Source organism: Actinoplanes sp. GCM10030250 (assembly GCF_042666575.1).
Taxonomy (GTDB): Bacteria; Actinomycetota; Actinomycetes; order Mycobacteriales; family Micromonosporaceae; genus Actinoplanes.
This window is the reverse complement of record NZ_JBHTDO010000015.1, coordinates 123,586-147,459: the sequence shown is the minus strand read 5'-3', so window position 1 is coordinate 147,459 and position 23,874 is coordinate 123,586. Positions and strand designations below refer to the sequence as shown.

Below are 23,874 nucleotides of genomic sequence, written 5' to 3'. Positions count from 1 at the left end.
TCTACGACACCGGAGGCTCATCGATGACCAAGCTGACCCTGTCGGAGGCCGAGGCGATCCTGGCGGGCACGCTGCGGCGCGGAGAGCAGCTCGGCAAGGCGCTGAGCGTGGCGATCGTCGACGCCGGCGGCCACCTGATCTCGGCGAAGCGGTCGGACGGCGCCCGGGCGCTGACACCGAGCATCGCGATCGCGAAGGCCTACAGTGCCGCGATCATGGAGCGCCCCACCAACATGCTCCGTGACTGGGCGCAGAGCAACCCGGGCTTCTTCGCCCAGCTCTCCGAGATGGCCGCGCACCCGATCGTGGCGACCGAGGGCGGCGTGACGATCAAGCGGAACGGGGAGATCCTCGGCGGCCTCGGCGTCTCCGGCGGCACCCCCGCCGAGGACCAGCAGGCCTGCGAGGAGGCGCTGAGCGAACTCGGATACGACCTGGTGTTCAAAACCTGAGGCAGCGGGTGGTTCTGGTAACTCGGGCTCCCCGTTCGAGCCGCTTCTGTGCCAAGGTCAAGACTTTTGCTGCGGGGGAAGGAACGCCAATGGCGGACGAGACCATCGGGATCGTCGGAGCGGGCATCGTCGGCCTGGCGATCGGCCGCGAGATCACCCGGCGGCGCCCCGGCACCAGAGTCGTGGTCCTGGAGAAGGAGCCCGAGGTCGCCCAGCACCAGACCGGCCACAATTCGGGCGTCGTGCACGCCGGCATCTACTACACCCCCGGCAGCCTGAAGGCGGAGCTGTGCACCCGGGGCCGGTTGCTGCTGCGGGACTACTGCGCCGAGAAGAAGATCGCGTACGACGAATGCGGCAAACTGGTCGTGGCGGTGCGCTCCGACGAGCTGGGGCGTCTCGACAACCTGGAGAAGCGGGCGCTGGAGAACGGCGTACCCGGTCTGCGCCGGGTCGACCCGGCCGGCATCCGCGAGATCGAACCGCACGCCGCCGGCCTGGCCGCCCTGCATTCCCCGGAGACGGCGATCACCGACTTCCCGGGTGTGGCCGGCGCCTTCGCCGAGGACATCAGAACCGCGGGCGGAGAGGTGCGCACCAACTTCCCGGTGGCCCGGATCGACAGGTCCGGGGCACAGATCCGGGTCACGGCGACAGACGGCAACCGCGACGTCGTCGTCGACCAGCTGATCGTCTGCGCAGGCATCCACAGTGACCGGGTTTCGGGGCTGGCCGGTGACACCGCCGAGCCGCGGATCATCCCGTTCCGCGGTGAGTACATGCGGGTGCGCCCGGAAAAGGCGAACCTGGTCCGCGGCATGATCTACCCGGTGCCCGACCCGCGCTACCCGTTCCTGGGCGTGCACTTCACCCGCCGCGTGACCGGTGTTGTCGAAGTGGGCCCCAACGCGGTGCTGGCCACCGCTCGGGAGGGCTACCGGCGGACCACGGTCTCGGTGAGAGACCTGCTCGGGATCGCCGCCTGGCCGGGCACCTGGCAGATGGCCCGGCGGCACTGGCGTACCGGTGTCAAGGAGGTCCGCGGCTCGCTCTCCAAGACCCGCTACATGGCCGAGGCCATGCAATATGTCCCGGAGATCGGCGCGGCCGACGTCGTGCGAGCGGGTGCCGGCGTACGCGCTCAGGCTCTGGACCGTGACGGCGCCCTCGTCGACGACTTTCGTATCCATCGGCTGGGTGCCATCACGGCCGTACGAAATGCGCCCTCACCTGCCGCGACGTCTTCCCTGGCGATCGCGGAGCACGTGGTGAACGAGATCTTCCAACAGTGACCGTGGTCAGGCTGCCGTAACGCGCCTGCGCGCCGCCGGCACCACAAGCGGCGTCCCGGTCTCCGGATCGTCGATCACCCGGCACGGCAGCCCGAAGACGTCCTCGACCAGCTCCGCCGTGAGCACCTCACCGGGCAGCCCCGACCTGGCAACGGTGCCGCCCCGCATGGCGATCAGGTGGGTGGCGTAGCGGGCCGCGTGGTTCAGATCGTGCAGCACCGCGACGAGCGTGCGGCCCTGGGTCTCGTGCAGCTCGGCGCAGAGGTCGAGCACCTCGATCTGGTGTGCGATGTCGAGGTAGGTGGTCGGCTCGTCGAGCAGCAGCAGCGGTGTCTGCTGGGCGAGCGCCATGGCGAGCCAGACCCGCTGGCGCTGGCCGCCGGAGAGCTCGTCCACGTTGCGGTCGGCCAGGTCGGCGACGCCGGTGTCCCGCATCGACTCGACGACGATCTGCTCGTCCGCGCTGGACCAGCGGCGCAGCAGGCCCTGGTGCGGATAGCGGCCACGGGCCACCAGCTCGGCGACGGTGATGCCGTCCGGCGCGGTCGACGACTGGGGGAGCAGCCCGAGGGTCTTGGCGACCGCCCGGGTCGGCAGCGAGTGGACGTCCCGCCCGTCCAGCAGCACGGTGCCGGCCTGCGGCTTGAGCAGCCGGGCGAGGGCGCGCAGCAGCGTCGACTTGCCGCACGCGTTCGGCCCGATGATCACGGTGAACGAGCCGTCCGGGATGTCGACGCTCAACTGCTCGGCGATGACCCGCTTGTCGTAGGCCAGCGTCATCTGCGACCCGCTGAGGCGCGGCGTACCGGTCATCTCGACTTCTCCTCGCATCAGATTCGCCCGGCCTTGCGTTCCGTGGTGAGCAGCCAGACGAGGTATCCACCGCCGACGATGCCGGTGACGACACCGACGGGCAGCGTTTTCGGGCTGTGCTGGGCCAGCCAGTCGGCGCCGACCAGCAGCAGCGAGCCCATCGCCAGCGACGGCACCAGGTTGGGCCCGGGTGCGCGGGTGAGCCGTTTCGCCAGGTGCGGCGCGATCAGCGCGACGAAGGCGACCGGGCCGGCCGCGGCCGCGGCGCACGACACCAGCAGCGCGGCGGTGAACAGCGCGCCGGTACGCAGGGCGCTGACCGGTACGCCCAGTGCCGCCGCCGAGTCGTCGCCCATCTCCAGGATCCGCAGTCCCGGACCGCAGGCGAGAAGCAGGACCGGCAGCGTGACGGCGAGCACCCCGAGCAGCGGCCCGGCCTGCTGCCAGTCGCGCCCGTCGAGGCTGCCGGTGAGCCAGAGCAGGGCGCGGGCGTTCTCCATCTGGACGCCCCGGGTCAGCAGGTAACCGCTGATGCCGGTGAGTATGGCGGCCATGCCGATGCCGACCAGGATGAACCGGTAGCCGTGCAGGCCGTGCCGCCCGCCGATGAGCTGGATCAGCAGGGCCGCGGCGAGCCCGCCGGCCACCGCCGCGAGCGACAGCTGGGTGCTGGTGCCGCCGAGGATCACCACGGCCAGCGCCGCGGTGCTCGCCCCGTTGGTGATGCCCAGCACGTCCGGGCTGCCCAGCGGGTTGCGGACCAGGGACTGGAAGACCGCGCCGCCGGCCGCGAGCGCCACGCCGACGAGGATCGCGGTGATCAGGCGGGGCAGCCGGAGCTCGTTGACGATGAAGTCCTGTGCCGCGGTGCCCTGGCCGAACAGGGTGCGCACCACGTCGGCCGCCGGGATCGGGAACTCGCCGGTGCCCAGGGTCAGCACGCTGATCGCGGCGGTGCCGATCAGCGCGCCGATCCCGACGGCGACCGAGCGCGGGCGGATGCCGACCCGGCTGCGGATCGTTGCTTCGAGGGTGGTCATCTGGCGGCTCGCACGAGGTAGAGGAAGAGGGGGCCGCCGAGGACCGCGGTGACCGTGCCGACCTGGAGCTCGCCGGGGCTGCCGAGGACCCGGCCGAGCACGTCCGCGCCGAGCAGCAGCACCGGCGCCAGCACCGCGGTGTAGGGCAGCATCCAGCGCAGGTCCGGGCCGGTGAACGGGCGGACCATGTGCGGGATGAGCAGTCCGATGAAGACGATCGGGCCGCACGCGGCGGTGGCACCGCCGCAGAGCAGGGTCACCGCGACGATCACCGCGACGCGGATCACCGACGGCCGGGCGCCGAGGGCGCGGGCCGCGTCGTCACCGAGCGACAGCGCGTTCAGCGGGCGGGCGACCGCGAGCGCGACGAGCAGTCCGGCGCCGAAGAACGGCAGCAGCCGGGTCACGGTGGCGAAGTCGGCGCTGGCCAGGGAACCGGCGGTCCAGAACCGCACCTTTTCGATGGCCTGCGAGTCGGAGAGCAGGGCGGCGCTCACATAGGAGTACAGCGTGGCGTTGAGCGCGGCACCGGCCAGGGCGAGCCGGGCCGGTGTGGCCGAGCGGCCGCCGCCCACCGCGTACACCAGGGCGGTGACGACGGCGGCACCGAGCAGCGCGAACCAGATGTAGCCGTAGAAGGTGCCGATGCCGAGGAAGACCGCGGCGCTGGCGACGCCTGCCGCGGCGCCGGCGTTGATGCCGAGCAGGCCGGGGTCGGCGAGGGGGTTGCGGGTCAGCGATTGCATGATTGCGCCGGCCAGGCCGAGGGCCACACCCACCATCAAACCGAGGAGGGTACGGGGAAGCCGCATGTCGTGGACGATCCGGTAGTACTGCGAGGCGGGGTCGGTGAGGCCGGCCCAGACGTCGCCGGGTGAGAGGAACCGCGCGCCGAATCCGATGCTCAGCATCAGGACGGCGGCGAGCAGCACGACAGCGACCAGCAGGCCGATCGGGCGCACCGGAAGCCGCCGGGTGGCGGGCGCATCCGGTGGTGTGACGCGCAGCCCCCGGTCCGTGGGGATGTCATACGTGGACAGTTGCGGCTCCCGTCACGGTTCGGCGCACGGAGTTGACGCGCGTTCGGCTCGTTAGGTTAGCCTAACCATTCACCCGGTCGGACGACCGGTCGTACCCCGAGGAAAGAATGAAGATGAAGTACTCCAGCCTTTCTTTGTCCCGTCGTGGCCTGCTGGCCGCCGGTGGCGCCGCCGGCCTCGGCGCGCTGCTCAGCGCTTGTGGAGGCACCGAGGACTCCGGGTCCGCGTCCGGCACCTCCTCCGCTGCCGCCGCCGGCCCGTGGACCTTCACCGACGACCAGCCCAAGGACCTGAAGGCCGACAAGACCCCGGCCAAGATCGTCGCGTTCACCGGCACCGCCGCCGCGCTCGTCGACTTCGGCCTGAGCGAGGAGATCGTCGGCGTCTTCGGCGAGACCAAGAAGGCCGACGGCACCGCCGAAGCACAGGCCGGCAGCCTGGACATCAGCAAGGTCGAGATCATCGGCAACGCGTGGGGCGAGTTCTCCGTCGAGAAGTACGCGGCGCTCAGCCCCGAGCTGCTGATCACCCACATGTTCGACCCGGGCGCCTACTGGTACATCCCGGACGAGAGCAAGGACAAGATCCTCTCGCTGGCGCCGGTCGCCACCATCACCGTCGGCCGGGTCCCGCTGCCCAAGCCGATCGAGCGGTACTCCGAGCTCGCCGCCTCCCTCGGCGCCGACCTCAACGCGCCGAAGGTCACCGAGGCCAAGGCCCGCTTCGAGAAGGCCGCCGCGGACCTGAGCGCCGCCGCCAAGGCCGCCGGTGGCATCAAGGTCCTGGCCGGCTCCGGCTCGCCCGACATCTTCTACGTGTCGAACCCCAAGGTGTCGTCGGACATCATGTACTTCAAGGAGCTCGGCGTCGACATCATCGTCCCGGAGAAGACCGACGGCGGTGACTACTACGAGTCGCTGAGCTGGGAGAACGCCGACAAGTACCACGCCGACATCATCTTCCTCGACGCGCGTACCGGCACACTGCAGCCGAAGGACCTGACCGCCAAGCCGGCCTGGAACGCGCTGCCCGCCGTCAAGGCCAACCAGGTCTTCCCGTGGCAGGCCGTGCCGATCTACTCCTGGGCCGGTTCCGCCCCGCTGCTCGAGGCGATGACCGCCGCGATCAAGAAGTCCAAGAAGCTCGCCTGATCCCCGCTGTCCGACGGCCCCGTCCTCGTTGCGCACGCGCCGCGAGCACGGGGCCCGTCACGATGTAAGGAAAGCGATTGTGGCCCGCAGGACGCCTGCCCTTCTAGCCCTCCTCCTCACCGGTGGCCTGCTCGCCGCCTGTTCGCCCGCCGAGAACGAGCCGCAGCCCGGCGGGTCCGCCGCCGCCTCCGGTGCCTACCCGGTGACCCTCACCCACAAGCTGGGCACCACCACGCTGGAGAAGGCGCCCGAGCGGATCGTCGCGCTCTCCGACGCCGACCTCGACGCGCTCCTGCTGCTCGGCGTGCAGCCGGTCGGCGTCTACCAGACCGTCTCCGAGGGCGGCATCAACCCCTGGGCGAAGCCGAAGATCACCGGGAGCCCGGCGCAGCTGGCCCAGGGCGAGAACGGCGTCGACCCGGAGGAGATCGCCAAGCTCAACCCGGACCTGGTGCTGGCCGGCGGCGACTACTACATCGACAACGAGTACAAGGCGCTGTCCCCGCTCGTGCCGACCACCGCCTACGAGACCGGGCCGTTCGAGGACTCGTGGCAGACCACGCTGCGCCAGGTCGCGAAGCTGCTCGGTAAGACCGAGCAGGGTGAGCAGATCATCAAGGACGTCCAGGCCAAGGTGGACGGCGTGAAGACGCAGTACCCGGCGATCACCGGCAAGACCTTCACCATCTCCCAGGTGTACGAGGCCGGCACGATCGGCGTGCTCCGCTCCGACCAGGACGTCACCGTCAAGGCGTTCAACGACCTCGGCATGAAGCTGGCACCGGCGGTCGCCGCGCTGCCCGGCGACGACTTCGCGGTCACCCTGAGCCTGGAGAAGATCGCCACGATCGACGCCGACGTGGTGCTGGTCTACAGCACCGAACCGCGGCTGCAGACGGCGCTCGAGGGGAACACGCTGTTCGGGAACCTGCCCGCGGTCAAGGCCGGCAAGTACGTGCCGCTGCCCGCGGATCAGTTCATGGCGCTGCGCAACCCGAGCCCGCTGTCCATCCCGTACTTCATCGACAACACGGTTCCGGCTGTCGCGAAGGCAGCGGGGGCCTGATGACGGCGGCGGCCGGGACACTCACCCGTACCGGGAGGGGGTCCCGGCTCGCCGGCCTGGCCGCACTGCTGCTGCTCGCGGCGCTCGCGGTCCTGCTCAGCCTCGGTCTCGGCGCGCAGGCGCTGCACCCGTCCGAGGTGTGGCAGGCCCTCGTGCACCCGGACGGCTCCGACGCGACGGCTGTCGTACGGGAATTACGCGGCCCCCGTACCGTGCTCGGAATTCTCTGCGGTCTCGCACTCGGCGCCGCCGGCGCGCTGATGCAGGGACACACCCGCAACCCGATCGCCGACCCCGGACTGCTCGGCGTCACCGCGGGCGCGTCATTCGCAATGGTCGTCGCGATCGCCTTCCTCGGCGCCGGGTCCTTCCACGCCTACATCTGGTACGCCTTCGCCGGTGCGTTCGTGGCGAGCGCCCTCGTCTTCAGCCTGGGCTCGGGCGGCAGCCACGGCCCGACGCCTGTCACGCTCGCGCTGGCCGGGATGGCGCTCAGCGCGCTGCTCTCCTCGTTCACCTCGTCGATCCTGATCCGTGACCCGGAGACGCTGTCGGTGTTCCGCTTCTGGGTGGCCGGCTCGCTCGCCGGCCGCGACATGACAACCGCGTGGGCGGTGGCGCCGTTCATCGCCGCCGGGCTGCTGCTCGCCGCGATCAACGCGCCGGCGCTGAACACCCTGGGGCTGGGCGAGGACGTCGCGCGCGGGCTCGGTCAGAACATCGCTCTCGCTCGTACGATCGGAGTCGTCGCCCTGGTCCTGCTGGCCGGAGCCGCCACGGCCGCGTGCGGACCGCTCGCGTTCGCCGGGCTGATCGTCCCGCACCTGGCCCGCGTGCTCACCGGGCCGGACCACCGCTGGCTCATCCCGTTCTCGGCGCTGCTCGGCGTCACGCTGGTCCTGGTCGCCGACGTGGCCGGTCGGCTCGTCGCCGGCCCGGCCGAGCTGCAGACCGGGATCGTGCTCGCGTTCCTCGGCGCGCCGTTCTTCATCTGGCTGGTCCGCCGCCTCCGGATCGTGCGGCTGTGAGCGCTGTTCTCGACCTTCCGGGCCGCCGGATCCTGCGCGCCGGGCCGGTCTCGGCCGTGATCCCGCTGCGAACCGTCGCCATCACCCTGCTGGGGCTCGCCGCCACCGTGGCCGTCGCGATCGCCGCCGTCGGGCACGGCGACTTCCCGCTCGGGCCGGAGACCGTCTGGCAGGTCGTCACCGGCGGCGGCACCCGCATCGAGCGGCACATCCTGCTCAACCTGCGCCTGCCCCGCCTGCTCTGCGGGCTGCTCGCCGGTGCCGCCCTCGCGGTCGCCGGCGCGCTCACCCAGACGTTCGCCCGCAACCCCCTGGCCAGCCCGGACGTCCTCGGCGTCACCCACGGCGCGGCGGCCGCGGCGGTCGGCGTGATCGTCCTCGGCGGGGTGAGCTCGACTGCCACCCTTCCCCTCGCCGCGCTCGCCGGCTCGCTGCTCAGCGCCGCCGCGATCTACCTGCTGGCCTGGCGGCAGGGCATCGACGGGTACCGTCTCGTGCTGATCGGGCTCGGCGCCGGCCAGCTGCTCGCCGGGTTCACCTCGTGGATGCTGGTCCGCGCCCAGCAGACCGACGTCACCCGGGCCAACATCTGGCTCAGCGGTTCGCTCGCCGGGCGGGACTGGACCCACGTACGCCCGCTCGCCCTCGCCCTGCTGGTCCTGCTGCCCGCCGCGCTCGCCGCCACCCTCGCCCTGCGCGTCCTCCAGTTCGGTGAGGACACCGCACGCGGTCTCGGGCTGCGCCTGCCCACCGCCCAGCTCAGCGTGGTGATCGTCGCCGCCGCGCTCGCCGCCGCGGCCGTCTCCTCGGCCGGCCCGATCGAGTTCGTCGCCTTCGTGGTGCCGCAGATCGCCCTGCGGCTGTGCGGCGGCAGCCGGCCACCGCTCGTCGCGTCGGCGGTGCTCGGCGCGCTGCTGGTGATCGGCTGCGACCTGCTGGCCAGAATCGTGGTGGCACCCGCCGAACTGCCGGTCGGCCTGCTCACCGCGATCGTCGGCACCCCCTACCTGCTCTACCTGCTGCTGCGACGATCCTGGAGGACCATCGCGTGAACGACCGGCTGCGCGGCGTCGGCCTGAGCCTTGGATACGGCGACGTGACCGTCACGTCGCACCTGGAAATCTCGGTGCACGACCGGCGGATCACCGCGATCATCGGCCCGAACGGGTGCGGGAAGTCGACGGTGCTCCGGGCCCTCGGGCGCCTGATGCGGCCGGGCGGGGGAGAGGTGCTGCTGGACGGCGTACGCATCGACCGGATGCCCACCCGCGAGGTCGCCCGGATCGTCGGCGTCCTGCCGCAGTCACCCGCCGCACCCGACGGCCTGACCGTTGCCGACCTGGTGATGCGCGGCCGCCACCCGCACCAGAGCTGGTTCCGGCAGTGGTCCGGCGACGACGAGTCCCTGGTCGCCGACGCGCTGCGCTGGACCGGCATGCTCGAGTACGCGGCCCGCCCGGTCGACGCCCTCTCCGGCGGGCAGCGCCAGCGGGCGTGGATCAGCATGGCGCTCGCCCAGGGCACCGACCTGCTGCTGCTCGACGAGCCGACGACCTTCCTCGACCTGGCACACCAGATCGACGTGCTCGACCTGATCCGCCGGCTCCACCGGGAGAAGGGGCGGACCGTGGTGATGGTCCTGCACGATCTGAGCCTGGCCGCCCGGTACGCGGACGTGCTGATCGCGATGAAGGACGGCCGGATCGCGGCCACCGGCACGCCGGCCGAGGTGCTGACGCCGGAACTGCTGGACAAGGTCTTCGGCCTGCGCGCGATGGTGATCCCGGATCCGGCGACCGGCACCCCACTGGTCGTGCCGCTGCCACGTCCGGAGGAGTTCTGAGGCCGTCTTCGCTCAGGGCCGGTCCTTCTTCGGTAGGGCGGCGACCACGGCCTCGTAGGAGGCGTCGACGGCCTCGAAGATCTCGTCGTCCGGGATGGCGCCGCCGATGCGCAGGGTGTTCCACCCGTACCGTCCGATGTACGCGCTGGTGGTGGCGTCGTCCGGGTAGCGGGTCAGCCACTCGTCGGCGGTGTCGCGCCCGCGCCCGCACTTGACGCCGACCGAGCCGCCGGTGCCGAGGAACGCGAAGATCTTGGGACCGACCTTGGCGACGACGTCACCTTCCCAGGGTTCGTCCTGCCAGGCGCCCGGCTTGGCGAGACAGTGGCTCAGCAGCTCCGTACGCGTCATCCCATGGGCCTACGCCATGACGCCACTTCTGGCAACTACCGACACATCTTTTGCAAAACGGACAAAGCTTATTTTACGGTCTAGTACATGTCCAGTGATCGCCCGATCTTCGTCGTCGGCTGCCCCCGCTCCGGCACGACGATGCTTCAGCTGATGCTGCACGCCCACCCACGGATCGCGCTGCCACCGGAGAGCCGGTTCCTGCTGCCCGCCTACTTCCGCCGGCACGAGTTCGGCGACCTCAGCGAGTCCGCGCAGCGCCGCAACCTGGCGCTGTGGATCACGAGTACCGCTCACTTCGGGGACCTCGGCCTCGACATCGAGGCCGTCGTCGAGGCGATCGCCGCCGCGCCGCCCACGCTCGGTTCGGCGCTGGGCACGGTCTTCAAGATGTACGCCGACCGCTTCGGCAAGCCACGATGGGGTGACAAAAGGCCGGCCTATCTGCGTAACCTCCGCATCATCCTGCGATTGTTCCCGGACGCCCAGATCATCAACATCATGCGGGACGGCCGGGACTGCGTCGCCTCGCTGCGGGAGACGCCCTGGGCACCCGCCGATCTCGGCGAGATGATCGACTACTGGGCGCGCTCCGCCGACGCCTCACTGCGAGCCGCCCGCGAATATCCGGCCGACGTCTTCCACCAGGTCCGGTACGAGGACCTGGTCGCCGACCCCGAACCGCACCTGCGGGCCATCTGCGACTTCCTCGCCGAGGAGTACGACCCCGCGATGGCCCATCCGTCCGAGCTGGCACCGGTGGCCGTACCGGAGTACAAGACCTGGCACGCGCTGACCCGCAGCGAGGTGACCACGGCCCGGGTCAGCAGCTGGCAGAGCCGCCTGACCGAGGACCAGGTCCGCCGCTGCGAAGCCGTCTTCGGCGATCGGCTCACCCGGTTCGGCTACCAGCTCTCCACGGTCGGCCGCCGCACCCCCCGGGTCCGTGCCACCCGCACCTGGCTCACCGTCCGCGACCGGCTCGGCCCGGCCCGCGAGCGCGCCGAGGACGTACGCGTCCGCCTGCGCCACCGGCCCGGCCCCGCCCTGCCCGCCCTCCTGACCACCACCGCCGAGCGCGCCCTCTGACCCAGCCCGGCCCCGCCCGGCTGACCCGATCCGGCCCCGACCCCAGCTGGGTCTCAGTGTTGTCTCGCCGCCCTTGAGACAACCCTGAGGCCCAGCTGCACATCCCGGCTGGCTCCCGGTGCTGCCTCAACCGCGCGGAGGCAGCACTGGAAGCCAGCCGGGGATGGGCAGCTGGCTTCCAGTCCTGTGCAGACCGCGCCGAGGGAGCACTGAGGGCCAGCCGTCAAAGCCCGGCCGGCCTCCCCGCGGCCGGCCGGGTCAGGAGCCGGTGTAGGCGGCGTAGGTGTTGGCGGAGCGGGTGCGGGCGGCGTCCGGGTTCTCGCCGTCGGCGATGTCGGCGTCGGCCCAGGCGTCGCTGCTCAGCCGCATGAAGGTCTTGCCGTCGTCGGACACGGTCCAGGCTGCCACGGCCTCGTTGTCGCGGGGTGCCGACGGGTTGGCGACGTGCAGGGCCAGGCCCATCAGGCCCATGTCCCAGCCGATGCCGACGGCGGCGGGACCATACTCACTCCAGTGGTCGTCGACGTGGGCGATGTGGGTCAGCTCGAAGCGGGTCCGGTCCGGGCCCTCCTCGATCAGCCGCACCTCGATCCAGCTGATCTGGCCGCCGAACTCCCAGGTCGCCGCATACGCCCGGGGGTGCTCGCAACTGGTGACGGTGCCACCGGCGTTGCCCTCCAGCTGGTATTTTCCGCCCTCGCGCAGCTCACCGGAGACCGGCAGGAACCAGCGGGCGATCCGCTCGGCGCTGGTGACCACGTCCCAGAGGTCTTCGAGGTCAGTCTCGTACGCCTGACTGATGGTCAGCTCGCGCGCCTCACCGGCCTCCAGCGTGCGGCTGCCGAGCTTGCGCCGCACGCTGCTGATCTGCTCTTTCACGTCAATCATCGGGGGTCCCTCGCTCCTGACGGGTCTCATGGGAAGCGGCGGCGAGCCGCCGTGTGCGCTTGCCGCGGGCGACCTCGGTGGCCATCGCGGCGAGGCGTGGCACCCAGGCCTTGCGGAACGGCTCCAGCCACTCGTCGACCTCTTGCAGCGCGGTGTTGTCGACCGCGTAGAGGCGCCGCGCGCCGTCCGGGCGCACGGTGGCGAATCCGTTGTCCCGGAGCACCCTGAGGTGCTGGGACACGGCCGGCTGGGTGATGCCGAACTCCGCACGGATCGCGGCGGTCACGGCTCCGGAGGTCTGCTCACCGTCGGCGAGCAGCTCCAGGATCCGCCGCCGGACCGGGTCGCCGAGGACGTCGAACGCATGCACGGGCTCACCCTATCAGGAGGAACTTATATAAGTGAAGACTTAAAATAGAGACGGCAACGCCGGGGTCTGCCCGAGAAAGCGGACCCCGGCGCCGTGTGGCGGCCCGGTCGTGGGAGGCCCGGGCCGCCCCACCGGAACCGGCCTGGCGGAGGACGGAACCGGAGGGTCTGGCGACCATCACCAGCAAGCCGGCGGAGGCGAAACGGCGACCCTCACCAGCCGAACTGGCCGAACGAACGAAACTGACGGAACTAAGGGACTGGAGAAATGCGGAACTAAATCAGGAGGTGGGGAAGTTGTCAGCCGTACGGATGCGGGAGCGCATCAGCGTGCCCGACTCGGTGAGCGGCCCGGTCCCGGTGAAGGTGCCGGCGTTGCACGCGCCCGCCTTCAGTGCCGCGCTGCCCTCACCCGCGTCGGAGAAGGTCCAGTTCGCGTAGCTGATCTTCAGCCGGTCCAGCAGGTCGAGCCAGGTATTGGTGCTCGCGGTGTCGACAGCGCCGTCACCGGTGTAGGTCACCGTGCCGAACTCCGTCACGAACAGCGGCAGCGAGGCCGCGGCCCGCTCGACCTCGGCGCGGTAGTTGTCCTTGTGGGACGCCGCGTAGAAGTGGAACGTGTACATGATGTTGGACGCGTTCACCGGGTTGCTGACGATCTCCGCCGAGGTCGCGCCCTCGGAGACGCCCAGCGAGGACCAGCCGCGGGTGCCGACGATCACTACGGCGTCCGGGTCGTTCGCGCGGATCACCGGGATGATCTGCTCGGCGTAACTCTTGATGCCGGCCCAGCTGACACCGTTCGGCTCGTTGGTGATCTCGTAGATGACGTTCTTCTTGGCGGCGTTGCGAGCGGACACCGCGTTGAAGAACGTCTTCGCCCGGTCCAGGTTGTAGTTCGGGTCGCCCGGGGTCAGGGTGTGGAAGTCGATCAGCGCGTACATGCCGTTCGCCTCGGCCTTGTCGACGAGGCTGTTGACCTGCGACGTGAAGCCGCTCGGGTTGGTCTCGTAGCCCTGCTCCTGGACGTACATCGAGATCCGGAACAGGTCGGCGTTCCAGTCGGTGGCGAGAGCCTTCACCGAGGCGTCGGTGTAGCAGCTCGGGAACCACTGGAGGCCGTGCGTGCTCATGCCGCGCAGCTGGACCGGCTTGCCGTACTGGTTGCAGAGCTTCGTCCCGCAGACCTTGAGCTGCCCGTTGATCGCCACCGGCGTGGTGCCGGTGGGCGGCGGGGGAGTGGACCCGGACGCCGACGGGGAGGGTGACGCCGAGGTGGACGCCGAAGCCGACGCGGAGGGTGAGGTGGGAACCGTTCCGCTGCAGGCCTTGCCGTTGACCAGGCAGCTGGTCGGCCGCCCGGCGCCGTTGGCGATCAGGCCGAAGCTCGTCGACGCACCGGCCGCGATCGTGGCGTTCCAGCCCGACGGGGTGAACGTGTAGGTGCTGCCCGACGCGCTCATCGTCGCGTTCCACGACTGGCCGATCGTGGTGCCGGCCGGCATGACCAGCTCCACCTTCCAGGTGCTGATCGCCGACGACGAGTCGTTGCTGACCGTGATCTCGGCCTGATATCCGTTGTTCCAGGAGTTCTGCACGGTGAACGCCGCTGTTTCCGCGCTGGCGGGCAGCGCGAAGAAGGCGGCGGTCGACGCTGCCGCCACGGCCAGGGCCGTGGCTAGGATGGCTTTCGCTCTGCGTTGCAAGAGATCACCTCGGGGATGGACGCGGATCCGCCGCAGACGCGGCGGTGGGGGTTCCGCACGGGAAAGAGCAGCCGGAGAAGCGCTTGGGAGCGCTCCCATGGGGATCCGACTCTAACCCGCGGATCGAGGTCTGTAAAACGGTGGGCTTATTCGAATCCGGCGGGGAAGGAAAGACCCCGACTCGCGTTCCCTTGGCGGAGGGAACGGCGAGTGGGGCCTTTCGGCGCCCGCCGGAATGCTGGGGACAAAGCCGGCGGGCGTCCTCTTCGCAGGAGTGTTCCGCGGGCCCCGATCCGTTGCCTCCTGTGATCCAGATCTCAGCGGACCTGTGGCAGACTTCCCGATCGTGGACGACAGCCCGGCGGCCGGCACCGTGGTCCTGGCAGTGCCGGTGGGACAGGCAGCACTGGCAGCCGTCGCTCTCGGGGTGATCAGGCGGCGACCGGGCGCGCCCGGTCGGTGGCCAGTTTGACGGCGATGACGCCGAGGACCGTACCCATCAGGTAGCGCTGGGCCCGCAGCCAGGCCGAGCGCCTCGCGAGGAACACCGCGATGCCGCCGGCCGCGAGCACGATGGTCAGGTTGACCGCCATGCTGACCAGCAGCTGTACCCCGCCCAGCAGGAAACCCTGCGCCATCACGTGACCGGCGGAGGGCTCGACGAACTGGGGGATCAGCGACAGGTACATCACCGCGGCCTTCGGGTTGAGCAGGTTCGTCAGCAGGCCCATGGTGAACAGCCGCCCGGTCGAGTCCGGTGCGAGGGGCTCCGGCTGGAAGACCGACGTGCCGCCCGGCCGCAGAGTCTTGAAGGCGAGCCACGCCAGATAGCCCGCGCCGGCCAGTTTGATCGCCGTGTAGAGCTCCGGCACCGCCACGAAGATCACGGACAGGCCGAGGTTGGTGGCGGTCAGGTAGACCAGGAAGCCGAGAGCCACCCCGGCCAGCGAGACGATCCCGGCACGGCGGCCCTGGGTGATGCTGCGCGAGACCAGGTACATCATGTTGGGGCCCGGCGTGAGGACCATGCCCAGCGCGACGGCGGAGACGGCGAGAATCGACGACAGTGTGACCACGTCGTCAGCCTTCCGCGCCCGGTCACGTTCGGCGACGACCAATCCCGGCCTCGTGGCCTGCGAACCGCCGGCCTGTGGAGATCTAGGTGCGACCGCGCCGGCCGCGTTTCACACCATGGGGTACGGGCATCGGCGCGATCAGCTGCTCCGGCCACGCCAGCCGGAGCCCGCCCTGGGCTTCCCAGTCCACGGTCAGCTCGACAAGATCCTGCACTGCCTGCCGCACCTGGTCATCGGTCCACGGGAAGTCACCCTCCGCCATCGCACCGTGGGCCTTGCGCGCCCACGTCACGGCCTGCGCGGTCTCCTCCTCCTCGACCGCCCGATGCACCACACCCGCGATCACCTCGGCCAAACCGAGCGTGCGCTTGTTCGCCTCGAGCAGCAGTTTGCTGCGTGCCGCCGCGTCGTGCCGGGGCTTGCCGCTGAGCAACCGCATGTTGGAGAACACCCCACCGGCCGCGATCGACCCGAACACCCCGCCGGACATGCCGAGACTCCGCTCGGTGGCGAAGTGCGCGAGGTCGTGCGGAACCCGATATTTCCGGTCGTATCCCGGCAGTTGGAGCACGACGCCATCCGCCCGATGCACCGTGGCAACGGTCGACCCGGTGGTGCTGTGCGCGAACACGACCAGCATCTCGTCATCCTGCCACCGCGAAGCAAACACGTCACCGGCCTGTTCGGACAAGACCGGCCCCCCTGACCCGGCCGGCGGCGGCAGCGGCGCCGTGAACGACAGCGTCGCGGCCGGACGTGCGGCGCCGTGAACGACAGCGTCGCGGCCGGACGTGCCGGCCGCGACGCTGTGGTGTCAGATCAGCTGATGGCGTGCGCCCCGCTGAAGGCCGGCCGCGCGGCCATCTTGGCCACAGCCGGAGCCGGAGCCGGGAACGACGCCTTCGTACGGGCGAACTCGTAAACCCCATGCGCCGCCGCGTCGCCCAGCTCACTCAGCGACCGCTTGCTCAGATTGCTGAGGTCGTCGCAGGCCTGGTGGTAACACGGGTCGTACGCCGCACCCGCCGTACCGCCGTACTTGACCACCTGCTCCGGCGTCTTCACACCCTCCGCGCCGCTGAACAGCCCACCGGCCGGGATGCCGACCGCGATGAACGGGCCGTAGTCGGAGCGGCCGTCGAACGCGGTGGGGTCGCTGGCCATGCCCTTGCCGGCGAAGTAGTCGGTGAAGACCTTCTCGATCTCGCCGGAGCCGGCCGGGCCCTCGGTGCCGGTGGACGAGCCGTCGCCGTCGTAGACGAACCGCACGTAGTTGGGCGAGCCGACCATGTCGAAGTTCAGGTTGGCGAAGATGGTCTTCTGCTGCGCCGCGCTGAGCTGCGCCACGTAGTGCTCGGAGCCGAGCAGACCGGCCTCCTCGGCACCCCAGAACGCGAACCGCAGTTGCTGCCGCGGCTTGATCTTCAGCTTGGCGACCTGCTCGGCGATCTCCAGGATGGTGGCGGAGCCGCTGCCGTTGTCGTTGATGCCGGGGCCCTTGGCGACCGAGTCGAGGTGGGCGCCGACGACGAGCACCCGGTTCGGGTCGCCCCCGCGGCTGTCCGCGATGATGTTGCTGGTGGTCGCGCCCGCGCGGTTCTCGGTGCTGGTCTGCACCCGCACGGTCACCGTTCCGGCCTCGGCGGCGGCGTCGAGCGCGCTGCCGTCGGCGAAGTCGAGGCCGACCACCGGGATGGTGAACGGGCCGCCGAGGGTGCCCTCGAGCAGCTCGTCGCGGCCCGGCTGGCCCTCGTTGAAGATGATCACCGCGTCGTACCCGGCGGCCTGCGCGTTCTGCGCCTTCACGGCGAAGTCGCAGCCGCCGCGCTGGACCAGGGCGATCTGCGGTGCGGTGGCCGACGCCGGTGCGAAGTCGGCGGGCGCGCAGCCGGCCAGCGAACTGGGTGCCGGTGTCGGCGGCAGCACGTTGTTCAGCGCCGGCACGACCTGGCCGGTCACGTCACCGGTGCCCGAGTAGTCGAAGGTGTGCGTCGCGTAGGCCGGGCCGGCCGGGGACACCCGGGTCAGCTGGGCCGGTGCGAGCTCGCGGTAGAACGGGAACGTGAACTTCTGCTCGGTGACCCGGTAACCGGCCTTGCGCAGGGCGCTCTTCACGTACGCGGCACTGGCCTCGTAGCCGGGGGTGCCGGACGCGCGGGTCCCGCCGTTGCGGTCCGAGATCTTCTGGAAGGCGCGCAGGTGGTCCAGCACGCCGTGCACGGTCACCGCCTCGCGGAGCCGTTTGCTGTCGTTCGAGCCGTGCCCGTGCCCGCCGGCGGTCGCCGATCCTGGGACGAGCGTCACCAGCAGTGTTGCGACGACAGGGATGGCCAATTTACGCAACAAGGAAAAATCCTCCTCCGTACGAGGCCGCGTCGCCACCGCCGGGGAGCCGGCGCCGGACCCGCGGCATCGAGGGTGCTCAGCGGGCTGAGATTAACCGACTTGTATCGATGCGGGAAGCGGACGAGCACTCCGGGTGTTTCGCCGTGTCACTCTTGGTGTGCCGGTCCACTGGGATCCGGCATTCCGGCAGGGCGGGAGAGAGCATGTCCGAGGCGAGCTTCGCACGGCCGCGCGGCGAGATCTTCGAGTACGCCGGAGCGACAGTCGAAATGGTGGACGTGACCACCGCGCTGGCGGCGGCCCGGGTGAACCCGGTCGAGCTGCTGCGCCGTACGACGTGGCCGGACCCGGTGCAGCGGGTGGACCTCACGGTGTCCGGTGCGGACGATCCGGCCGGTCCCGTGCACGTCTTCACCGCCGTGATCAGCACCGGTGCCGAGGAGATGTCGACCGAGCGGATGCGCAAGATCGTGCTGGGCAACGACCCGCTCGGCGTGCTGCTGGCGAAAAGGATCGCCGCGGGTGACCCGGTCGCCGCCAGGATCGTGGACGGGGTCGGAACGGCGGCTGCGGCCGCGTACCGAAAGCTCGGTCTTGATCGGACCTCGGGCCCGACGGCCGGGCGCGAACCCGGTGTCCTCGCCGACGCTGTTGTTGGTCTTCAGGCCTCGCTCACCTACGAGCAGGACGGCACGGTGGCCCGGCTGCAGGCGCGGGTGCCGCGCGACGAGGTCGGCGCGGAGCACCTGCGCGCGTTCGTCACGCTGACCCTGCAGGCGGTGATCGAGCTGGCCGGCCCGGACGCGCTGACCGGCAGGCGGTTTCTGATCAGCCGGGACTCGCCGCCGCCGAAGGCGCCGGTCACCACACAGACCGTCACCCTGGACATGGTCGGCGGTCTCGCCGACGTCGTCGCCGAACTGCGCCAGATCGCCGTCTCGTTCCGGCATCCGGAGGCGATGGCACGCTGGGGGGCGCGGCGGCCTCAGGGCCTGCTTCTGTACGGACCTCCCGGCACCGGCAAGACGATGCTCTCCCGCGCGCTCGCCAACGAGATCGGCGCCGACTTCCGGGAGATCCGCACGCCGGAGATCCTCGACAAGTGGCTCGGCGGTTCGGAGCGCAACATCAAGCAGATCTTCCGCGACGCCCGCCGCTACCGGGTGCCGACGCTGATGCTCTTCGACGAGTTCGACTCGATCGTCAGCTACGCCGGCGGCGGCGGTGACGCGGCCAGCCAGGCGCTCAACGCCGTTGCCGGCATCTTCAAGCAGGAGATGAACGATCTGATCGAGGCGAACCCGAACGTCATCGTGGTCGCCACCACCAACTTCCCGCACCGCGTCGACGAGTCGCTGATCCGCTCCGGCCGCTTCGACATCAAGATCAGCGTCCCGAAACCGGACGAGGTGAGCCGCACCGAGATCTTCCGCAAGATGATCCGCGGCCTGATCGCCGCACACGAGGCCCCCGGCTTCCGGATGTTCGCCGACGACCTCGACCCGGGCGCGCTGGGCGTCGCCGCCACCGGCATGACCGGCGCCGACATCAAGGAGGTCCTGCGCCGGGTCCAGCTCACCAAGGCGATGCAGGAGGCCCGAACCGGCCGCGCCGAGCCCATCACCCAGCAGGAACTCCTCGACGCCACCCGCGACCTCCGCGGCCGCGCCTAGACCCTCTTCGCGGCTTGCGTCCCCCTTCGACGTCGGCCGCCCGGCAACCAGCCGGCTCTGGGTGCTGCCTCCCGGCTCTGGGTGCTGCCTCGCGGCGCCGGGCACAGCACTCACGTCCAGCTGGATCACCGCGGCTGGCTCTGGGCGCTGTCTCGCGGCTCGCGACACAGCACCCGCTCCCAGCGACAGCCGGCCCGCATGCGAACCGCCGTGGACCTCCACCCTTGCGGGGTGCTTGGAGCAGCGGGCGCGCACGGTGAGGTTGTGTGAGAGCTGGTTGTTGCTCCGGCGTGTGCAGAAGCGCACGGTCGGGTTGTGTGCGAGCCGGCTGTCGCTGGGAGGGGGTGCGGGAAGCGCAGGAGCGGGTGTGGAAGCGCACGGTCGCGTTGCGTGCGCGCCTACCGTCCCTACCGCCCGCCGCCCGCCGCCCGCCGCCTACCGCCCGCCGCCTACCGCCCGTCGCGTGCCGCCCGTCGCGTGCCGCCCGTCGCGTGCCGCCCGTCGCGTGCCGCCCGCCGCGTGCCGCCTGCCGCGTGCCGCCCGCTCATCCCGCTCAGCCCGGAAAGGTGTCTAGGGCTCCCAGACCCGGATGCCGGCGAACAGCGCATCGCCGCTCTCCGGCCTTGCCAGATCGTCGTCGACAAGGAGGTAGGGCTTGCTGAAGTCGCGGACGACACCGAGCGCCAGCCGCCCGGACGGCAACGGCTTCCCGGGGATCTGCGCCCGCATCAGCATCTGTCCGTTAACGGTCACGTCGAGGAAGGGGCCGCGGAGCGCCACGACGAGCCGGGTCAGTTGCGTGCTGCTGCGGGGTGGCATCGGCGCGGTGGCCAGCGTGGTCGACCGGGACGGGTCCGGCCCCTCCGCGGCAAGCGTCAGCCGGTCCGAGCAGAGGGCCACCCGGTAAGCGCCCTCGGTGCCCGATCGCAGCCACAGCGCCGCACACTCCGAGGCCTCGCCCGCGTACGCGTCCACCGCCACGATCGGATCGGCGAACGTCCGGTCCGGTCCCGGGCACCGGTACTCCTTGATGGTCTCCCGGTAGACCCGCAGGCCCTCGTAGTCGTGCATGCAACTGCCGGACGATCCGCTGCGACCGGCGGCCATCCACGGACCGGGGCCGGTCAGGGTGTCGGCCAGGGTGAGCCTGCCGAACCGATCGACAGGCACGGCGACCGGAGCCGGCGGCGGCCCCGGCCACACCGCGACCGTGATCGCGGTCAGGCCGCTGAGCAGGGCGGTGATGCCGGCGATCACACTGCCGATCCGCAGCGCCCGCCGGCGGCGCCGCCCGCGGGCCACCCGGGCCCAGGACTCCGCGGCCTTCGCCATCGCGCTCGCGGTCGGCGCGTCGCGGACCGCGAGGGCCGCCCAGCGCAGCTGCGGCCGTTCGGCCAGGTCGGCGCGGGCCGCCGGGTCGTCGGCGGTGAGCAGCCGGTTCAGCAGTTCCTGCGCGGTGGGCCGGTCCGCCGGGTCCTTGGCCAGGGCGGCGGTGACCAGGTCGCGGATCGGCCCGTCGACGCCGGCCAGATCGGGCGGCTGGGTGAGGATCCGGGCCGCGGTGGCGACCGGCGAGTCGGCGGCGAACGGTGTGCGCCCGGTCGCGGCGTACGCCACCAGTACGCCCCACGCGAAGATGTCCGCGGGTGGCCCGGCCGGCTGCCGCCGCTCGCCGGTTTCGAACCGTTCCGGCGCCATGTAGGCAAGGGTGCCGACCATCTGGTCCGGCCGGGTGTGGTCGGTGCCCACCGTGGTCCGGGCGATGCCGAAGTCGATCACCTTGGGGGTGCCGAGCGGCAGCAGGACGTTCGCCGGTTTGAGATCGCGATGGATCACGCCGGCCCGGTGGATCGCGGCCAGTGCGGTCGCGACCCCGATCGCCACGCTGTGCAGGCTGCCGTCGCGCATCGGCCCGTCGCGGCGGACCGTCTGCTCCAGGCTGGGTCCCTCGACGTACTCGACGACCAGGTACGGGGTCGGATGCTCGGGGTCGGCGTCGAGGACGGCCGCGGTGCAGAACGGCGGGACCTGCCGGGCCCGGCGGACCTCGCTGCGGAACCGGGCCCGGAACTCCGGTTCGGCGGCGAGGCCGGGGCGGATCAGCTTGAGCGCCACCCGGCGGTCGTTCTCGTCGTGGGCGAGGTAGACCGCGCCCATGCCGCCCTCGCCGAGCCGGGCGAGCAGCCGATAGCCGCCGAGCCGCCGCGGATCATCAGGCCGCAGTGGTGTAGTCACGGGAGCGGGAACAGCCGCAGGGGTGTAGTCACGGGAGCGGGAACAGCCGCAGGGGTGTCGTCACGGCCACGCACGCTACAAGTGCCGTACCAGCGAAACCGGGGCGAAGTGCCGGAACCGGGTGTTTCGCGCGGAGTGCGATTATGCGCGGTCTATGCCGCCTGGTTCGCCAGAACGGCGAAGTCGGGCACGGCGGCCGGGCGGCCGAAGTGGTATCCCTGGGCGCGGCGGTAGCCCAGCCGGTAGAGCTCGGCCGCCTGCTCGGCGGTCTCCACGCCCTCGGCGACGGCGAGCAGGCCGAGGCCGTGGGCGACCTGGATCAGCGAGGTGGCGATGACCGCGTGCCGGCCGGCCATCGTCACGTTCTCGACGAACGACTTGTCGACCTTGAGGATGCTGACCGGCAGGGTCTGTAGCAGGCCGAGCGAGGAGTGGCCGGTGCCGAAGTCGTCGAGCGCGATGTCGACGCCGAGGGCGGTGAGGCCGTGGACCGTACGGACCGCGGCGCCTCCGCCGAACACCGCGGTCTCGGTGACCTCCACGATCAGGTGGCGCGGGTGCATGCCGGTCTCGGTGAGCACGGCGGCGACCAGGTCGACGAAGCCGGGTTCGGCGAGCTGCCGGGCGGAGACGTTGACACCGATCCGGGCCGGCGCGACACCCTGCCGCTGCCAGGCCGTGTACTGGGCGCAGGCGGTACGCAGGATCCACTCGCCGAGCTCGACGATCAGCCCGTTGCGCTCGGCGACCGGGATGAACCGGTCCGGGCCGATGTAGCCGTGGTCGGGGTGGCACCAGCGGATCAGGCTCTCGACGGCGAGGACCCGGGCGTGCGGCAGCTCCACGATCGGCTGGTAGACCAGGTGGAACTCGCCGCGGTCGAGGGCGATCCGCAGGTCCGCGGCGAGCCGGCTCTCCTCGCCGGCCTGGTCGTCGAGCTCGGGGGAGTACCGGCGAGGGCGCCCGCCGCCGGCCTTGGAGGCGTACATCGCCACGTCGGCGCGGCGCAGGACCTCGCCGGGTTCGGCCGTGCCGGTCCCGTCCAGATCACTGCCGTCGGCGATGCCGATGCTCGTACCGACGAGCAGCTCGTTGCCGCCGGCGCGGACCGGGCGGTGGACCGCGGCACGCAGGCGTACGGCCAGCTCGTCGCACCCGCCGGCCGGATACTCCTCCGGGACCAGGACGGCGAACTCGTCGCCGCCCATCCGGGCCACCAGTGCCGTGGCCGGTACCTCGGCCGCGAGCCGTCCGGCGATCTCGACGAGCAGATCGTCGCCGACACCGTGGCCGTATTTGTCGTTGACCGCTTTGAAGCCGTCCAGGTCGAGCAGCAGCACGTGCGGACGCCCGGCGGTGACCGCCTCGGCGAGCCGGCCCACGAACCGCCGCCGGTTGGCGAGCCCGGTCAGCTCGTCGCGCATGGCCAGGTCCTCGAGCCGGCCGGCCTGCACCTCGACCTGCTTGACGAAGCCCCACATGCGCGAGACCACCAGCAGGAACAGCGCGACCGCGCCGGCGCCGATCGCGGCCCAGGCGATGTTCTCGCCGGAGGAGCCCTGCCAGAAGAGCATGGCGGGGGCGAGCAGCGTGGCCACGGCCAGCAGGGCGAGCCGGCGGCCGCCGACGCGGTGCGAGGCGGCGCGGGTGTCCGGGCGGTGGCGCATCGACGGGTGCAGCGACGCGGCGGCCCAGCACGAGTACGCGAGCAGGAAGCCCGAGTCGATGAGCCCGCCGGTGTACTCGGCCGAGGTCGACATGACGGTGTAGAACAGGTCGCCGGTCAGCAGCAGGCTCGAGCCGACGGCCAGCAGGCGCAGGCTCGGGGTGCGGTTCTCCGACCGGAAGAGCATCCGGGCGACCGCCGAGGTCAGCAGCACGTCGGAGAGCGGATAGCCGATGGTGACCAGGCGTTCCAGCCACGGCGCGCCGCTGTCCTGCAGGGTCGGGCCGACCACGAAGACCCAGTAGACCAGGGCCACCCCGACCGAGATCACCGCGGCGTCGAGCACACCGCCCCGGTCACGCTTGCCGCTGCCGCGGCCGAGCCGCAGGATTCCGGCCCAGAGCAGGGGGTACGCCGAGAGGTACAACGCGTCCGCATAGTAGGGGTACGGGTATTCACCGGTCGTGTACTCGATGATGTCGTAGGTGATGTCGCCCGAAACCAGCGTGCCCATCCCGAGGGCGAACAGCAGCCAGGCGCCCCGGTGCTCGGGCCGGTTCCGCAGGATCCCGATGATCGTCGCGATCGTCGCGGACGACCCGATCGTGTTGACGTAGATCTTGGCCGGCAGGCTGTCGTCGGGCACCAGCGGGAAGCACAGAGCAGCGGTCGCTGCCACCAGTAGCCAGCCCGCCCAGAGTGGGACCCGTCCAAACCGCACGACAGGACATCGTCCCCGATGGGCCCGGG

Annotated in this window: 21 protein-coding genes; 9 read left to right on the top strand and 12 right to left on the bottom strand. The window is 71.1% G+C overall.

Translation table 11 applies throughout. The features are described from left to right. Positions 1-23 precede the first annotated feature (23 nt). Together ACFQV6_RS20725 and lhgO are read left to right on the top strand one after the other, a co-directional pair. Positions 24-452 (top strand): heme-binding protein, encoded by a 429-nt coding sequence (locus tag ACFQV6_RS20725; RefSeq protein WP_378029173.1) that lies wholly within the window; start codon positions 24-26, stop codon positions 450-452. Positions 453-541: 89 nt separating this feature from the next. After that, the gene (lhgO, locus tag ACFQV6_RS20720) at positions 542-1,744 is read left to right on the top strand and encodes an L-2-hydroxyglutarate oxidase (protein WP_378029172.1); all 1,203 of its coding nucleotides are present in this window, start codon (positions 542-544) and stop codon (positions 1,742-1,744) included. A gap of 6 nt (positions 1,745-1,750) precedes the next feature. Here the strand turns inward: lhgO and ACFQV6_RS20715 are convergent, their stop codons facing one another. From ACFQV6_RS20715 to ACFQV6_RS20705, 3 genes are read right to left on the bottom strand one after another with little or no spacing between them, the layout of a single operon-like run. Then, positions 1,751-2,524 carry an ABC transporter ATP-binding protein gene (locus tag ACFQV6_RS20715; protein ID WP_378029213.1) on the bottom strand — a complete coding sequence of 258 codons (774 nt, stop codon included), beginning with the start codon at positions 2,522-2,524 and terminating at the stop codon, positions 1,751-1,753. Positions 2,525-2,574: 50 nt separating this feature from the next. Continuing rightward, positions 2,575-3,597, bottom strand: a complete 1,023-nt coding sequence (locus ACFQV6_RS20710; RefSeq protein ID WP_378029171.1) for a FecCD family ABC transporter permease — start codon at positions 3,595-3,597, stop codon at positions 2,575-2,577. Then, on the bottom strand, positions 3,594-4,559 hold the full coding sequence (locus tag ACFQV6_RS20705; protein WP_378029170.1) for a FecCD family ABC transporter permease: 966 nt from the start codon (positions 4,557-4,559) through the stop codon (positions 3,594-3,596). The genes ACFQV6_RS20710 and ACFQV6_RS20705 overlap by 4 nt, the downstream gene beginning before the upstream one ends. Positions 4,560-4,744: 185 nt before the next feature. On the opposite strand from ACFQV6_RS20705, the gene ACFQV6_RS20700 reads away from it, so the two are divergent. The 5 genes from ACFQV6_RS20700 (at position 4,745) to ACFQV6_RS20680 (ending at position 9,725) form a co-directional block, all read left to right on the top strand. Next, a complete protein-coding gene (locus ACFQV6_RS20700; RefSeq protein ID WP_378029169.1) occupies positions 4,745-5,788 on the top strand; it encodes an ABC transporter substrate-binding protein in 1,044 nt (347 codons plus the stop codon). A gap of 79 nt (positions 5,789-5,867) precedes the next feature. Continuing rightward, the gene (locus tag ACFQV6_RS20695; RefSeq protein WP_378029168.1) at positions 5,868-6,854 is read left to right on the top strand and encodes an ABC transporter substrate-binding protein; all 987 of its coding nucleotides are present in this window, start codon (positions 5,868-5,870) and stop codon (positions 6,852-6,854) included. Continuing rightward, complete coding sequence (locus tag ACFQV6_RS20690; protein WP_378029167.1) at positions 6,854-7,882, top strand: FecCD family ABC transporter permease; 1,029 nt, start codon at positions 6,854-6,856, stop codon at positions 7,880-7,882. The genes ACFQV6_RS20695 and ACFQV6_RS20690 overlap by 1 nt, the downstream gene beginning before the upstream one ends. Further along, a complete protein-coding gene (locus tag ACFQV6_RS20685; RefSeq protein WP_378029166.1) occupies positions 7,879-8,934 on the top strand; it encodes a FecCD family ABC transporter permease in 1,056 nt (351 codons plus the stop codon). The genes ACFQV6_RS20690 and ACFQV6_RS20685 overlap by 4 nt, the downstream gene beginning before the upstream one ends. Beyond that, positions 8,931-9,725, top strand: a complete 795-nt coding sequence (locus ACFQV6_RS20680; protein ID WP_378029165.1) for an ABC transporter ATP-binding protein — start codon at positions 8,931-8,933, stop codon at positions 9,723-9,725. Before ACFQV6_RS20685 ends, ACFQV6_RS20680 begins: the two co-directional genes overlap by 4 nt. A gap of 12 nt (positions 9,726-9,737) precedes the next feature. On the opposite strand, the gene ACFQV6_RS20675 is transcribed toward ACFQV6_RS20680, so the two are convergent. Beyond that, positions 9,738-10,076 (bottom strand): MmcQ/YjbR family DNA-binding protein, encoded by a 339-nt coding sequence (locus ACFQV6_RS20675; protein WP_378029164.1) that lies wholly within the window; start codon positions 10,074-10,076, stop codon positions 9,738-9,740. A gap of 87 nt (positions 10,077-10,163) precedes the next feature. Here ACFQV6_RS20675 and ACFQV6_RS20670 point away from each other — a divergent pair, with 87 nt between their 5' ends. Next, complete coding sequence (locus ACFQV6_RS20670) at positions 10,164-11,165, top strand: sulfotransferase family protein (RefSeq protein ID WP_378029163.1); 1,002 nt, start codon at positions 10,164-10,166, stop codon at positions 11,163-11,165. A 258-nt stretch (positions 11,166-11,423) separates the two neighbouring features. On the opposite strand, the gene ACFQV6_RS20665 is transcribed toward ACFQV6_RS20670, so the two are convergent. From ACFQV6_RS20665 to ACFQV6_RS20640, 6 genes are all read right to left on the bottom strand, one after another. Next, complete coding sequence (locus ACFQV6_RS20665) at positions 11,424-12,053, bottom strand: SRPBCC family protein (protein ID WP_378029162.1); 630 nt, start codon at positions 12,051-12,053, stop codon at positions 11,424-11,426. Continuing rightward, complete coding sequence (locus ACFQV6_RS20660; protein WP_378029161.1) at positions 12,046-12,423, bottom strand: ArsR/SmtB family transcription factor; 378 nt, start codon at positions 12,421-12,423, stop codon at positions 12,046-12,048. Before ACFQV6_RS20660 ends, ACFQV6_RS20665 begins: the two co-directional genes overlap by 8 nt. Before the next feature lie 280 nt (positions 12,424-12,703). After that, positions 12,704-14,128 (bottom strand): cellulase family glycosylhydrolase, encoded by a 1,425-nt coding sequence (locus tag ACFQV6_RS20655; protein ID WP_378029160.1) that lies wholly within the window; start codon positions 14,126-14,128, stop codon positions 12,704-12,706. Between the two features lie 431 nt (positions 14,129-14,559). Continuing rightward, positions 14,560-15,204, bottom strand: coding sequence for a LysE family translocator (locus ACFQV6_RS20650; protein ID WP_378029159.1), 645 nt, complete (start codon positions 15,202-15,204; stop codon positions 14,560-14,562). Positions 15,205-15,286: 82 nt separating this feature from the next. After that, positions 15,287-15,844 carry a hypothetical protein gene (locus ACFQV6_RS20645; RefSeq protein ID WP_378029158.1) on the bottom strand — a complete coding sequence of 186 codons (558 nt, stop codon included), beginning with the start codon at positions 15,842-15,844 and terminating at the stop codon, positions 15,287-15,289. A 179-nt stretch (positions 15,845-16,023) separates the two neighbouring features. Next, positions 16,024-17,550 carry a M20/M25/M40 family metallo-hydrolase gene (locus ACFQV6_RS20640; RefSeq protein ID WP_378029157.1) on the bottom strand — a complete coding sequence of 509 codons (1,527 nt, stop codon included), beginning with the start codon at positions 17,548-17,550 and terminating at the stop codon, positions 16,024-16,026. 203 nt (positions 17,551-17,753) lie between these two features. Here ACFQV6_RS20640 and ACFQV6_RS20635 point away from each other — a divergent pair, with 203 nt between their 5' ends. Continuing rightward, positions 17,754-19,223, top strand: coding sequence for an ATP-binding protein (locus ACFQV6_RS20635; RefSeq protein WP_378029156.1), 1,470 nt, complete (start codon positions 17,754-17,756; stop codon positions 19,221-19,223). A gap of 570 nt (positions 19,224-19,793) precedes the next feature. On the opposite strand, the gene ACFQV6_RS20630 is transcribed toward ACFQV6_RS20635, so the two are convergent. Beyond that, positions 19,794-21,458 carry a serine/threonine-protein kinase gene (locus ACFQV6_RS20630; RefSeq protein WP_378029155.1) on the bottom strand — a complete coding sequence of 555 codons (1,665 nt, stop codon included), beginning with the start codon at positions 21,456-21,458 and terminating at the stop codon, positions 19,794-19,796. A 152-nt stretch (positions 21,459-21,610) separates the two neighbouring features. Then, complete coding sequence (locus ACFQV6_RS20625; protein WP_378029154.1) at positions 21,611-23,845, bottom strand: putative bifunctional diguanylate cyclase/phosphodiesterase; 2,235 nt, start codon at positions 23,843-23,845, stop codon at positions 21,611-21,613. Between the last annotated feature and the right edge of the window lie 29 nt (positions 23,846-23,874).